This is a genomic window from Sphingobacterium yanglingense (assembly GCF_004363245.1).
GTDB classification, from domain to species: domain Bacteria; phylum Bacteroidota; class Bacteroidia; order Sphingobacteriales; family Sphingobacteriaceae; genus Sphingobacterium; species Sphingobacterium yanglingense.
In genome coordinates, this window is sequence record NZ_SNYV01000016.1 from 279,729 (window position 1) to 293,181 (window position 13,453).

General features: G+C 38.8%; 13 protein-coding genes. 5 read left to right on the forward strand and 8 right to left on the reverse strand.

Annotated features, from left to right (window positions below; translation table 11 throughout):
* Positions 1 to 87: 87 nt before the first annotated feature.
* On the forward strand, positions 88 to 1,536 hold the full coding sequence (locus CLV99_RS17510) for a glyceraldehyde-3-phosphate dehydrogenase (protein WP_133585803.1): 1,449 nt from the start codon (positions 88 to 90) through the stop codon (positions 1,534 to 1,536).
* Positions 1,537 to 1,601: 65 nt separating this feature from the next.
* Here the strand turns inward: CLV99_RS17510 and CLV99_RS17515 are convergent, their stop codons facing one another.
* The gene (locus tag CLV99_RS17515) at positions 1,602 to 2,852 is read right to left on the reverse strand and encodes a 3-deoxy-D-manno-octulosonic acid transferase (RefSeq protein WP_133585804.1); all 1,251 of its coding nucleotides are present in this window, start codon (positions 2,850 to 2,852) and stop codon (positions 1,602 to 1,604) included.
* Between the two features lie 71 nt (positions 2,853 to 2,923).
* Here CLV99_RS17515 and CLV99_RS17520 point away from each other — a divergent pair, with 71 nt between their 5' ends.
* Together CLV99_RS17520 and galE are read left to right on the forward strand one after the other, a co-directional pair.
* Positions 2,924 to 3,877, forward strand: a complete 954-nt coding sequence (locus tag CLV99_RS17520) for a UDP-glucuronic acid decarboxylase family protein (RefSeq protein ID WP_133585805.1) — start codon at positions 2,924 to 2,926, stop codon at positions 3,875 to 3,877.
* Positions 3,878 to 3,883: 6 nt separating this feature from the next.
* Positions 3,884 to 4,912, forward strand: coding sequence for a UDP-glucose 4-epimerase GalE (gene galE / locus CLV99_RS17525; RefSeq protein WP_133585806.1), 1,029 nt, complete (start codon positions 3,884 to 3,886; stop codon positions 4,910 to 4,912).
* Between the two features lie 57 nt (positions 4,913 to 4,969).
* On the opposite strand, the gene CLV99_RS17530 is transcribed toward galE, so the two are convergent.
* From CLV99_RS17530 to CLV99_RS17540, 3 genes are all read right to left on the reverse strand, one after another.
* Positions 4,970 to 5,401, reverse strand: a complete 432-nt coding sequence (locus tag CLV99_RS17530; protein ID WP_133585807.1) for a DUF983 domain-containing protein — start codon at positions 5,399 to 5,401, stop codon at positions 4,970 to 4,972.
* Entirely contained in the window at positions 5,391 to 6,257 is an 867-nt protein-coding gene (locus CLV99_RS17535) for a helix-turn-helix domain-containing protein (RefSeq protein WP_133585808.1), read from the reverse strand. The genes CLV99_RS17530 and CLV99_RS17535 overlap by 11 nt, the downstream gene beginning before the upstream one ends.
* 92 nt (positions 6,258 to 6,349) lie before the next feature.
* The gene (locus tag CLV99_RS17540) at positions 6,350 to 8,098 is read right to left on the reverse strand and encodes a tetratricopeptide repeat protein (protein ID WP_133585809.1); all 1,749 of its coding nucleotides are present in this window, start codon (positions 8,096 to 8,098) and stop codon (positions 6,350 to 6,352) included.
* 180 nt (positions 8,099 to 8,278) lie between these two features.
* On the opposite strand from CLV99_RS17540, the gene CLV99_RS17545 reads away from it, so the two are divergent.
* Both CLV99_RS17545 and mfd read left to right on the forward strand, forming a co-directional pair.
* Positions 8,279 to 8,830, forward strand: a complete 552-nt coding sequence (locus tag CLV99_RS17545; protein WP_133585810.1) for a hypothetical protein — start codon at positions 8,279 to 8,281, stop codon at positions 8,828 to 8,830.
* A gap of 43 nt (positions 8,831 to 8,873) precedes the next feature.
* Positions 8,874 to 12,209: a transcription-repair coupling factor gene (mfd, locus tag CLV99_RS17550; protein ID WP_133585811.1), complete on the forward strand. Its 3,336-nt coding sequence runs from the start codon at positions 8,874 to 8,876 to the stop codon at positions 12,207 to 12,209.
* Positions 12,210 to 12,270: 61 nt separating this feature from the next.
* On the opposite strand, the gene CLV99_RS17555 is transcribed toward mfd, so the two are convergent.
* From CLV99_RS17555 to CLV99_RS23245, 4 genes are all read right to left on the reverse strand, one after another.
* The gene (locus tag CLV99_RS17555; protein ID WP_133585812.1) at positions 12,271 to 12,663 is read right to left on the reverse strand and encodes a hypothetical protein; all 393 of its coding nucleotides are present in this window, start codon (positions 12,661 to 12,663) and stop codon (positions 12,271 to 12,273) included.
* Positions 12,664 to 12,740: 77 nt separating this feature from the next.
* On the reverse strand, positions 12,741 to 12,872 hold the full coding sequence (locus tag CLV99_RS23485) for a hypothetical protein (RefSeq protein ID WP_262708312.1): 132 nt from the start codon (positions 12,870 to 12,872) through the stop codon (positions 12,741 to 12,743).
* A gap of 40 nt (positions 12,873 to 12,912) precedes the next feature.
* The gene (locus tag CLV99_RS17560; protein ID WP_133585813.1) at positions 12,913 to 13,083 is read right to left on the reverse strand and encodes a class IIb bacteriocin, lactobin A/cerein 7B family; all 171 of its coding nucleotides are present in this window, start codon (positions 13,081 to 13,083) and stop codon (positions 12,913 to 12,915) included.
* Positions 13,084 to 13,102: 19 nt separating this feature from the next.
* Positions 13,103 to 13,243 carry a hypothetical protein gene (locus CLV99_RS23245; protein ID WP_162850146.1) on the reverse strand — a complete coding sequence of 47 codons (141 nt, stop codon included), beginning with the start codon at positions 13,241 to 13,243 and terminating at the stop codon, positions 13,103 to 13,105.
* Positions 13,244 to 13,453 lie beyond the last annotated feature (210 nt).

Below are 13,453 nucleotides of genomic sequence, written 5' to 3' on the forward strand. Positions count from 1 at the left end.
ATTTCATTTTTATCAATTTTTCAAAATCATTCGCTCTTTACACTATTAATGACCTATTTTTGCAGCATAATAGTTATAGCAAAAATTATGGTACAAAAATCGACTTTTGAAGCCGAAATCAAAAGTTACAAAAGCAAACAAAATGCGGCTGTTAAACTGATACAGATTGTCAGCAACCTATGGTACAACCACTCCATAGAACTGGTATTTTTCAGAAACCAACTTTTCGACCGCAGAGTAAGTCGTATTTTAACGCTACATCAAGAATCAAAAGCACTTTCAGATAGCCCAATCAGCATATTTGAGACATTACAAATAGCAGAGGCCATGCAACACTTAAAGCTAGCCCCTTCTCGTTTGGATATTGGTAAACTGGCATTAGAAGTTCGGAATCAAAATATTGAAGAAGAGCATATTCTATACTTTATAAAAAAAGAACTTTTATCCGCACAAGAACACCAGACATTCGAGCCAAGAGATGTTGTTCTCTATGGGTTTGGTAGAATTGGGCGTCTGCTCGCACGCGAGCTAATCAGCAAAGCCGGAGCTGGGCATCAACTACGACTTCGCGCCATTGTAACCCGCGACAATGTCGACATTCATACACTCCAAAAAAGAGCTACTTTACTGCAAAATGATTCTATACATGGAGACTTCGAGGGAGTAGTAGAAGTAGATGAAAGTAAAGGTGCATTAATAATAAATGGAGCAACAGTATATATTATTTCTGCAAAAAATCCTGAAGAAATCGATTACACCAAATATGGCATCGACAATGCATTAGTGATTGACAATACAGGAGCATTCAGGGACAACAATGAACTGGGCAGACATTTGACTTCTATTGGAGCTTCGCAAGTATTATTAACAGCTCCAGGAAAGGGTGTTCCAAACATCGTATATGGTGTCAATAATGACATGATTGATTTGGACAATTCCACTATCTTCTCTGCGGCATCATGTACTACAAATGCAATTTCCCCTATTTTGGAGGTTGTGCACAACAAATTTGGCATTAAACACGGACATATAGAAACAATACACTCCTATACAAATGACCAGAATTTAGTAGACAACATGCACAAAAAGACCAGAAGAGGTCGTGCTGCGGCATTAAACATGGTAATTACCGAAACAGGAGCCGGATCAGCAGTAGCCAAGGTACTACCTGAACTCGCTGGAAAGCTAACTTCCAATGCGATACGTGTACCTGTACCAAATGGCTCTCTAGCTATATTAAACGTAGAGTTAACTAAAAAAACAACACTTGAAGAGCTTAATAATACGTTAAAGGAAAGTGCTCTGTATGGTAGCTTAGTCGAACAGATCAAATACTCAGACAATGAAGAACTAGTTTCTTCAGATATCATAGGTACTTCGGCAGCATCCGTAGTAGACGCTCCAGCGACCATTGTCTCTGCAGATGGCAAACATGTTAATCTATACGTATGGTATGACAATGAGTATGGTTACACACATCAAGTTATGCGTCTCGCACGACATATAGCAGGTGTTAGAAGATACACTTACTATTAAACAATCACGTCCAATTTTCAATTTTTTAATAAATCGAGGCTGTCTTTAGGGACAGCCTCTTATTTTTAGTGAATATCTAAAAGCCCTTCTGTCTCTAAGTACTTCATGATAATCTGCGTCGCTCCAGCTCGTTGCTTCACGTATTCTAAGCCCATATTTCCTATTTCCTTCCTTTTCTCCACATCTTGGAGAGCGGCAAAGACCTCACGCAATTCGGCATAATTGGATATGGAGAAGCCAACCATAAGCGTCACCAAATCAAGAGCCTCTTGAAACTTTTCATACTTAGGACCGAATATAACAGGTTTGCCATAAGCAACAGCTTCCAGTGTATTATGAATACCTGCCCCGAACCCGCCTCCAATATAGGCTATATCCGCATAATAGTATAATGACGATAACATTCCAATATTGTCTATTACCAACACCCTTGCATGTTGCAACTCTTCAGCCTCATAAGACGCGAACTGCGAATAGAGAAGACAACCAGGAAATAATTCACAGATTTCGTTGATATGGGAGCGATCAATCTCATGTGGTGCCAAAACCAACTTCCAACCGACAGATTCCGCTATCAAAGACTGCAAAAGCAATTCATCCTTTGGCCAAGTACTTCCTGCGACAAGCACCTGCTCGCCACAAGAAAAACGCTCAACAGCCCTATTTTCTACATGTTGTCTTGGTAACTCGACGACCCTATCGAAACGGGTATCTCCCGCTAGGCCAGCATTGGTAATTCCAATCCACTTCAACATATGGACGGAATCCATATTCTGGGTAAAGAAGAAGGAAACCTTCTTTAACATCTGCCGATAGAATCCACCATAGGGCTTAAAAAACAATTGCTCTTCTCTAAAAATAGCAGAAATCATCAGCAACTGAATATCCTGTTGTTTCAATGTATCGAAATAATGATACCAGTACTCATATTTCGTGAACACAGCAAACTTGGGTTGAATAGCAGCAATAAAACGTCTCGCATTCCGCTTCGTATCTTCAGGTAGATAAAACACATAATCGGCAAGTGGGGTATTCTTTCTTATCTCGAAACCTGAAGGAGAAAAGAATGTAATGACAATTTTTTCCTGTGGAAATCTTTTTTTTATCTGCTCCAAAACAGACCTTCCTTGCTCAAATTCACCCAAAGAAGCAAAGTGAAACCAGATATGTTTCTGCCCCTTTTCAATCGTTTGTTCTATTGCACCTACACCTCCTTTACGTCCATCGACCCAGAGTCTAGCCTTCCGATGAAACACTGAAAGTCCTCGCAAAAGCATGCCATAAAACCAAATCCCCAAATCGTACAACAGTCGCATATTGTGAAATAATACTTATATTCGTCAAAGATATTAAACCTTTTCTAATTCGAAACAACGTGCAGGTGAACGTGCGAAAAAGAATATTAATTACAGGAGCTGCTGGTTTTTTGGGTTCCCATCTTTGTGATCGTTTTATACAGGAAGGATTCCATGTAATCGGGATGGACAACTTGATAACGGGAAATCTTCAAAATGTAGAGCATTTATTTGGTCTGGAGAATTTTGATTTCCTTCATCACGATGTATCCAAATTTGTTCATGTACCTGGGCCTTTAGACTATATTCTCCATTTCGCCTCTCCAGCAAGCCCAATCGATTATCTTCGGATACCTATACAGACGCTAAAAGTAGGTTCCCTAGGTACCCACAACCTCTTGGGATTAGCAAAAGATAAGAAAGCAAGAATTCTCGTTGCATCGACTTCCGAAGTCTATGGAGACCCTCTAGTATCCCCTCAATCGGAACAATACTGGGGCAATGTAAATCCAGTCGGTCCACGCGGTGTGTACGACGAGGCAAAAAGATTTCAAGAAGCCATGACAATGGCTTATCACAACTTTCATGGACTAGACACTAGGATAGTGCGCATATTTAATACCTACGGCCCACGGATGCGACCTGAAGACGGTCGAGCATTACCGACTTTCATCGGTCAGGCGCTACGGGGAGAGGACATCACCGTATTCGGCAAAGGAGAACAAACCCGTTCATTTTGTTTTATATCGGATCAAATAGACGGCATATACAAGCTTTTACTTTCAGACTATCCGTATCCCGTTAATATCGGCAATCCAGAAGAACTAACGATATTACAACTTGCACAAGAGATCATCACTTTAACCAACAGCCCGTCCCGCATCCGGTTCGAACCTCTACCCGAAGACGATCCTAAACGCAGGCGTCCGGATATTACACTAGCAACGAAAATCCTGAATTGGGCGCCAAAAGTAAGTCTCAACGAAGGGCTAATCAAATCCATTACTTACTTTACAAAAGAAGATAATACAAACACAAATAGATAGATACATATGAGCAAAATATTAGTAACAGGAGGTACAGGATACATAGGATCCCATACCGTAGTAGAACTTTTTAATGCGGGCTATACCCCGATAATCGTAGACAACCTTTCCAATTCTAATATTGAAATTTTAAGTCAAATTGAACGCATTATTGGCATCCGTCCGGAATTTCATCAGTTTGACCTATGTGATGAAAACAAAACCCGAGAATTCATACAAAGTCAACCTGAAATCAGTGGCCTCATACACTTTGCAGCATCAAAAGCCGTGGGAGAGTCTGTTGCTGATCCACTAAAATACTATTATAATAACTTCTTTTCATTAATAAACCTCCTTAACGCTTACAGAGAGGCACCTATCAATTTTGTTTTTTCTTCCAGCTGCACGGTATACGGTGAGCCAGACACACTGCCAGTCACAGAAAGTGCTCCTGTAAAAAAAGCAACTTCTCCTTATGGCAACACCAAACAGATAGCTGAAGAGATTCTATCTGAAACAGCTGCGGCGTACAGTAATTACAACATTATCGCACTACGTTATTTCAACCCGGTCGGAGCACATAGCTCGGCATTGATAGGCGAACTTCCTAACGGTGTACCACAAAATCTTCTTCCATTCATTACACAGACTGCGATTGGAAAGCGAGAAAAACTAACCGTATTTGGAAATGATTATGACACCCCTGACGGTTCCTGTATAAGAGACTATATCCATGTCGTCGACTTGGCAAAAGCACATGTCGCAGCAATCAAACTCCTTGAAAAAGGAAACCCTAATGGAAAATATGATGTCTTTAATGTCGGAACAGGAAATGGCTATTCTGTATTAGAAGCAATAGCTGCTTTTGAAAAAGCCTCTGGGCAAAAGCTCAATTATACCTTTGGTCCACGAAGAGAGGGAGATATTATCAAAGTCTGGGGAGATGTTTCTAAATCCTCAACACAGCTAAACTGGAGCGCAGAGCTAGGTATAGACGAAATGATGTCTTCAGCATGGGCATGGGAAAAATATCTTGAAGAAAACCCAATAATATAAAGATAAAATCCCCTCCTTTTAAAATAAAGGAGGGGATTTTTATATACAGAGAATAATCTATTCGGATTTATCCCGTAAGAAAAGCTCCTCCCTAAATTTAAACTGAGGAGTCAACCAGTACATCAATACCACCCTTGAATAACGATAGTTAAAAGGAGCCATGATAAATGCTGCCAACAGGGCAACAGTAAGATATAACCATGGTGATTCTAAATTATGTGTAAAAATATAGGTCGCCACACAGGCTGCCACTAATTCCGCCACGACAAAGGCATAACTAACATACATCGCTACATAAAAATAGCCTGGCTCCTTCTCGAACTTCAATCCACAATGAGGGCAATGGCTCTTCATCTTACGCGATCTGAAACTGAATAAAGGTGCATTAAACATATCACCTTTCCGGCAACGCGGACATTTTCCATCTACAGCACTTTTAAACTCGCCTGGAAAACTATATTCCTTTGCTATTTCTTTATTATTTTCCATAATTATAATTTTTCTTCCTAAACTCTTCTGGAGTTAATCCTTCAATTTTTTTAAAGAACTTCGTAAAATAGGAATTATCATTGAAGTTCAATTCATAAGCTATTTCCGCAATTGAGAAATTTCTTATTACAAGAAGCCGTTTCGCTTCCAGAATTACCCGGTCTCGAATCACTTCTCCCGCTGACATCCCCAACAGCTCTCTACACAACGCATTCAAATGATTCGGTGTAATATACAACAATGCAGCGTAATCTTTAGGAAGTCTTAGCTCCCTATAGTTCAACTCGATAAGTTGCAAAAAATTCCGCAACAAGGTATGATTATATCTATTCGCCTCAAAAGTACTATCACGAACTTTATCCGATTCCAACAAATGGAACAAATAGAGCAGAGAAGCCGAAACAATCCCCTTATCCCCTTGATATTCCAACATTTTTTCCAAGACATTGCCCACCACTTCACGCTTATCAACATCCACAACAAATACCTCATCCTTGACCAACCCAGAGAAAAAGGAGAATAGAGAGAGGTAATCAGGGTTTATCAATAGGGTTTTGAAAAGATCCTTATCAAAGTTGACTACATATCCTTGCATTTCACCTTCAAAACTCCATGTATGAATCTGCCCTGGAGACATAAAATAAATCTGCCACTTTTCAATTTCAAAGGCCTCAAAATCTATGGTATGTTGCCCCGCTCCCGCCGTAAATAATAAAAAGTGATAGAAGTTATGCCGATGCGGAAAAACAAGGTTTTTATTGCGCACCAAGTAATCGCTCAATCTTTCGACTGTCACGTCTCCATTGACGCCACTCGACACTGTACATTGTTCAATTATAGGTACCCGTCCAACCATACACAAAAATACACTAATAATACCACTAACAATGGTGTAATTAGCTTATTAAATGGTACTTTTTAGAGATAAACACAATGTGTAATCCCTACCTACAGGTAGATTGCCTGTTCAAACTCCCTAAACCGGCTTCCCATTTTTTTCTTTAGCCGTTGCCGGCTTTTCTTTACGGATTCTGTAGAAATCCCCAATAAATTCGATATTTCTGTCACAGATAAGCCTAACTTAGACAAAATAATATAACGCATGTTAGAGTCTGTCAACTCTGGGAATTCATGCTTTAAGTTAAGGTAAAAATTAGGATAAGTCGCGTCAAAAGACCTCTTAAAGCTCGCCCAGTTCTCTTCTGTCAAAAGATGGGAATCTAAAATCTCCTTTAACAGCCCCTTTTCCTTTTCGAGATAATACGATTTAGAATCACCCCCCCCATTGATCATCTGTTGCAATTCATCTATCTGTCTATTTTTCTCCGTCAGATAGTCCTTATAAGATTCCAATGTCTCGTGTGCGACCAACAGTTTCTTTTCTGCAGCAACCTTTCGTAATTGTAATTCAACGACAGTCTTATCATACTGTAACTCCCGTGCCCTTGCCGAACGTTTGAGGTGGATAAAAATAGCGAATACACCTACTCCAATTAAAACGACCAACGAGCTAAGCACAATTCTTCTATAGCGCTCTGTCTGATAATCAGACTCTAACTCTAGAAGCGCCCGCTGTTTCTTCTCCTTATCAACCTGCCACCTATTCTGTAATAAGACACGCTCACCGTCCAGCTCCACCACCAATCCCTCTAAAACTTCCAATTTCCTTCTGATCAATAGTTCCTCCCACTCCGCATTTTGCCGTATGGCAATATTAAGCTTTAGTCGATTTATCTCTAAAAGGTTTTTCTTGAGGTAAGTCTTAGAGTTGGCATAGCGTTCAGCCTTATTTAACATCTCCAAGGCGCTGGAAATACTATCCATTTTTAAGAGTATCCTAGCTTTTAGCACCTGTGCATACATGGTATTTTGCGCACTGTTATTCGCCTCGGAATACACCAAATCCTTATTAATTAGCGTTAAGGCTTCTTGATACTTACCTCGCCCCAAATGGATTAGTGCTATATTTCCTAATGCCTTCCCATAACGGACATAGTCATTGGACTTTGCGGCCAGAGATTCCGCCTGCAAGAAATAGTTCAACGCAGTAGTTGTATCTTGATTATACAAATGATATTGCCCTAAATTATCCAACAATGTCGCTCGCTGTTTTGGGGTCAACATCGTTGCATATCGATCTCCTTTCTCTAAATAAGAAATCGCATCTTCGTAATTGCCTATAGTGCCAAAAAAGAATCCTAACTTTCTAAAAGTATCCTCCGGGAGAATAACAGCCTCCTCACCTATTGTATCAATCAAGAATACCGCTTCCATAAAAAGGGGCAAAGCCCTTTCCGTCTGTCGAAAATTATAGAAGTAATATCCATAATTAACTAAACTCCAGACCTTCATAATCGGTAAGTTTTCCTTCTCTGCAAGATCAACACTGTGCTGATAATAAGATTCACTATGCGGATTTAACCGATCGTAATGCTTGGCTGAGACATTCCCCAACACACCGTAATACGCAACGAGATTAGAAGAATCTCTCTTTTCAGTTGTGGCAACTGCTTGAAAAAAGCTGTTAGTTTCTAGCGTATCTATGGTCAAATCCTGTGTTCTAGACAACAGAGAGCGAACCAATGATTCACTATAATCGACATCTTCCCTTTTACTATGCGTGCCGTTACAAGACGAAAGCATTACAGCAACTATAAAAAAAAGAAATAGATTAGAGTGATTTTTTTTATGTCGCATCTACCTTTATTTTCAGCGTTATTCTACAAATAGTTTGGACGTATTATATCTTTCAAACATAGATAAAATGCATGTAATTCACGAATAGCACCTCAAAAAAAACCAAACTATACGCTATTTACTCGATAACACCGAAAATTTGGGCAAGTTAAATCCAATTACAATCCTTAAATTTACATCATGTCTCTACATAAAGATCCTGAACTTAAATCAGCTGTACTCAACCTTTCTCAAAAAGAGAAAGACAAGCTACTGATACGACTCATCGGCAAGGATAAAATGCTACTGAAGCAATTACACTATCAACTTTTAGAAAACGAGTATGACCTTGAACATCGGATTGAAACTTTAAAAGCCAAGCTCGAGAATCTATTACATGATACCGCACATAAAGTATCAAACACGCCCATCTTCTCTAACTACAAAACAATAAACAATCTATTGCGCCAAGCCAGTGGTTTGATTAATGAGCACGAGAAAGTAACCAAGGACAAATTTAGCACAGCCGAATGCAGACTGTATATATTAGTACAACCTTATAAGATGTACCCTAGGCTATATGAAACAAGTCATCTTCAGGTCTCTGAAAAATTGCACAAATATATAAATGCTAGGATTAAAACGACGCTCAACAATGTCGCAACTCTACATGAAGACCTACAATTTGATCTTCAGGAAAACCTCTCTATTGTAGAGGAAATAAAGGAAAGACTAGATTTAGTTAAGTCTTAAAGACTATTAAAAATTAGTAATTTTACCAAAAATTGTTACTCAAGTGGAGATTCAAGAAATTTTATCAAAATACACAAATACCGAGCAAATAACTTCACTCGTTAAAAACTTACAGGAGAAAAGTCCAAAAATTCACCTGAAGGGATTAATAGGCTCCTCGGATGCCATGGTCGTCACAGCAGCCTATTCCTTGGCAGAAAGACCTTATATATTTATTTTACCCACTCACGAAGAAGCTTCTTATTTCCTAAGCGATCTAGAAAGTCTTTTTGACAAGCAAATCTTATTTTTTCCAGCTTCTTATCGAAAAGCTTTTGAATTTACGCAAACCGATAGTGCACATGTACTACAAAGAGCAGAAACCCTTAGCTCGCTAAACCGTAGTACAGGACTTCCAAAAATCGTAGTCACTTACCCCGAAGCCATAGCCGAAAAAGTAATCAATCGAAGTGATCTAGAAAAAAACACACTCTCTATAACACAGAACACCAAACTAGGGATTGATTTTATCAATGAGTTCCTTTACGAGTATGACTTTGAACGTGTAGACTTTGTATATGAACCTGGACAGTTTGCAATTCGGGGCGGGATTGTAGATATCTTCTCTTTCTCAAACGATCTCCCCTACAGAATCGAGTTCTTTGGTGATGAAATAGAGAGTATTCGAACATTCGACATTGAGTCTCAGCTTTCTGTTAATAAAATACATACTGTAACCATTGTTCCCAATGTCCAAGCAAAGTTTTTGACCAACAACCACATATCATTGCTTGAGTATATAGACAAAGAGGCTGTAGTATGGATCAAAGATGTACAGTTTACCCTGGATATTATCTCTAACGGATATAAAACTGCCTCTCAGTTCTGGAAAGCACTATCGGAGACCGATGTCAAAAACAACCCCGAATGGCTAGATCCTAGGTTTACATTTACAGACGATAAAAATTTCAGCGCCCTTCTTTTTGAGTTTCCCAATATCGAGTTTGGTAAGCAATTTTTCTTTAAGGCCGACCATACCATACAATTTGACACGCACCCACAACCCTCATTCAACAAAGATTTTAACCTACTGATACACAATCTAAAGGAAAACGAATCGAAGAAGATCAATAACCTCATTTTTTCCGACTCCACCAAACAAGTCGAACGCATCTATGCTATCCTCGACGACCTGGACAAGACCGTATCCTTTACCCCTATTTACAAAGCTCTTCGCGAAGGCTTTCGTGATGATCATACCCAACTCGCTTGTTATACCGATCATCAAATATTTGACCGATATTATAAGTACAAAAGGAAAAAGGGATACGAGCGTTCACAAGCTATTACACTAAAAGAACTGAGGGATTTAAAACCTGGAGACTACATCACTCATATCGATCATGGCGTCGGAAAATATGCAGGTCTTGAGAAAGTAGATGTAAACGGAAAAACCCAAGAAATGATCCGCTTAATCTATGCGGACAATGACTTGCTCTATGTCAATATCAACTCCTTAAATCGAATTTCAAAGTATTCTGGCAAGGAAGGAAGCATCCCAAAGATGAATAAGCTGGGAACAGATACCTGGGACAAATTAAAGAAGACGACTAAGAAAAAAGTTAAAGATATTGCTCGGGACCTTATCAAACTTTATGCAAAACGTAAGGCCCAGACAGGAAATGCTTTCAGTCCGGACACCTATCTACAAAAAGAACTAGAGGCATCTTTTATCTATGAAGATACCCCAGACCAAGAAAAATCCACTGCAGATGTAAAACGCGATATGGAATCGCCTCATCCGATGGATCGCTTAGTATGTGGAGATGTTGGCTTCGGAAAGACAGAGGTTGCCATTCGAGCAGCATTCAAAGCAGTTGCCGACAGTAAGCAGGTCGCCGTTTTAGTACCGACAACAATTCTTGCCCTGCAACATTTCCGTACATTCTCCGAACGTCTAAAAGGACTCCCTGCAAACATCGACTATATTAATCGCTTTAAAACAGCAAAACAAATAAAGGAAACCCTGAAGAAATTAGAAGAAGGGAAAATAGATATCATCATAGGCACACACCGTTTGGTCAGCAAAGATGTAAAATTCAAGGACCTTGGTTTGATGATCATTGATGAGGAACAAAAATTTGGCGTTTCTGTAAAGGAGAAGTTAAAAGTCATGCGCGCTAATGTGGATTCGCTAACGTTAACTGCGACACCGATACCTCGTACATTACATTTTTCACTCATGGGCGCTAGAGACCTAAGTATCATATCTACGCCACCGCCGAATCGCCAACCAGTACAAACCGAATTGCATGTATTCAACGAAACCTTAATAAAAGAAACCGTAGCGTTCGAATTAGAACGAGGTGGTCAGGTATTCTTTATACATAACCGAGTCGCAGACCTCAAACAACTTGGATCTATGATTCAGAATCTAGTACCAGGAGCTCGTGTAGGTGTTGCGCATGGGCAGTTGGAAGGTGATGACCTAGAAGACGTGATGTTAAAGTTTATCAATCACGATTTTGATGTCTTAGTAGCCACCACTATTATCGAAGCGGGTTTGGATATACCAAATGCCAACACGATTATCATCAACCATGCCCACATGTTTGGACTCAGCGACCTACACCAAATGCGTGGCCGAGTAGGACGTTCCAATAAAAAGGCATTCTGTTATCTGCTCAGTCCACCGTTGTCAACACTCACACCGGAAGCCTACAAACGTCTTTCTGCTATTGAAGAATTTTCTGAGCTAGGCTCAGGTTTTAATGTCGCAATGCGTGATTTGGATATACGTGGGTCCGGTAATCTATTAGGAGCCGAGCAATCTGGTTTTATCGCGGAGATAGGATTTGAAATGTACAATAAGATTTTGGATGAAGCTGTACAAGAGCTCAAAGATGATGAGTTCGGTGACCTATTTGCCGATGAACAAAACAAAAAATATGTCACTTTCACCCAAATCGACACCGATCTCGAAGTATTGATTCCGGACGAATATGTCACCAATATTAGTGAGCGCTACAATCTGTACAACGAGATAGCTAAACTCGAAAATGAGCCCCAATTGGAAGCTTTTCAACAAGAACTGGAAGATAGATTCGGCCCTATTCCAGAACCTGTATTTGAATTATTTAACACACTTCGATTGCAATGGCTGGGTAAAGAAATTGGGTTTGAAAAGATTTCATTTAAGAAACAAACACTTAAGGGCTATTTCGTAAACAATCCCAAGTCTACCTATTTTGAATCAAATCAATTTGGCAAAGTATTGGCTTTTGTTCAAAAGCATCCTAGCATCAGTAATTTAAAAGAAGTAAAGGGTCAGTTAAGAATAGCCTTGAGCAACATCAATACAATCGATTATGCGCTTAATCTATTAAAAGAAATGGTATAAGAAAAGGGAGCAAGGTTATCCCCTTAAAAACGGTTTAGAATAAAACAGAAGGATTTTGCATCTATTTGCTATAGACTTCTGTTTTTTTTAATATAAAAACATCTATCAGTTGGGAGACAATAACGGCGAGTAGACTGGCTATAATATCATTCCAGTCAAATTTTATACCGTCCAACCAGACATTTACTGTTTCATGCAAAACTGAATACACGACAATAAACAAAGAAGCTTTTAGTCCATTATAACCTTTCAGAATTCTTGTAATAAAAATATACAATATAATGGAACCCAAAAAATTGGGCAATGAATTCAATATCACCCTTACAGTCGTCAAATCAGGATACGTAGTTCGAATATACGGGCGAACGAAATGCCTATTTAAAGCATAAACACCCGTAAGTAAAACAATTAAATAGGTATGCCATTTTTTGTAAAAATAAATATCAAATTTCATAGGTTGTCATATGATTCTTTAATATTAAAAAATCAAAAGGACTAAACCAAAAAATAGTTCAGTCCTTTTACTTTGTCTTACCACCAGCCCATATCACATCCAGCGTAGTAAGCTACTGCAATTGGTCCTCCAAGTGCTATTCCTACTGCTCGACCAAATAATTTAGCTCCGGCTTTTGATCCTGCATCACCACCGTTGCAGTTGATCATTTCTTGTTCATTTAAATTTTCCATTTCGAGTATTATTTAATTATCTTCCTAAAAAACCATCACGAAATTCTCTTGGATTTTCGATTGCACTTACGATTCCGTAAAGCAATAACCCACCTAATACTGTTGGCCAGATACCGCCATCAACCATTTTCATTTCTTGAGCATCCAACTCTTGGACATCAAGACCGTTTAATTTTAAATTCATCATTTTTCTATATATAAATTGTTTAAATTTTCTGATTTACTTTCACGGTGTATCCACCTCCTCTACTAGCACTCTCAAACATGATGTCTAAAGTGATGTAACTTCCTTCCAAATTTGCACCACCCTGTATCTCTAAAAGTTCCTTTTCTGTTAAGTTTTCCATCCTATTCATTCTTAATAATTATCATTTATTTTGTTGAACCCTCTGTCATTTTCTTACTCAAAATTATTCTGTGACAATGCATAAAAAAAGCATTGGGATTTTATTTTTTATTTTTTTTCATTACCTATTGAAATCATATTTCCTTTTACCTTATCCTTAATTTCTACCTCAAAGATCTATTGGTTCAATGCTCAAAAAAAGCAGTGTAAT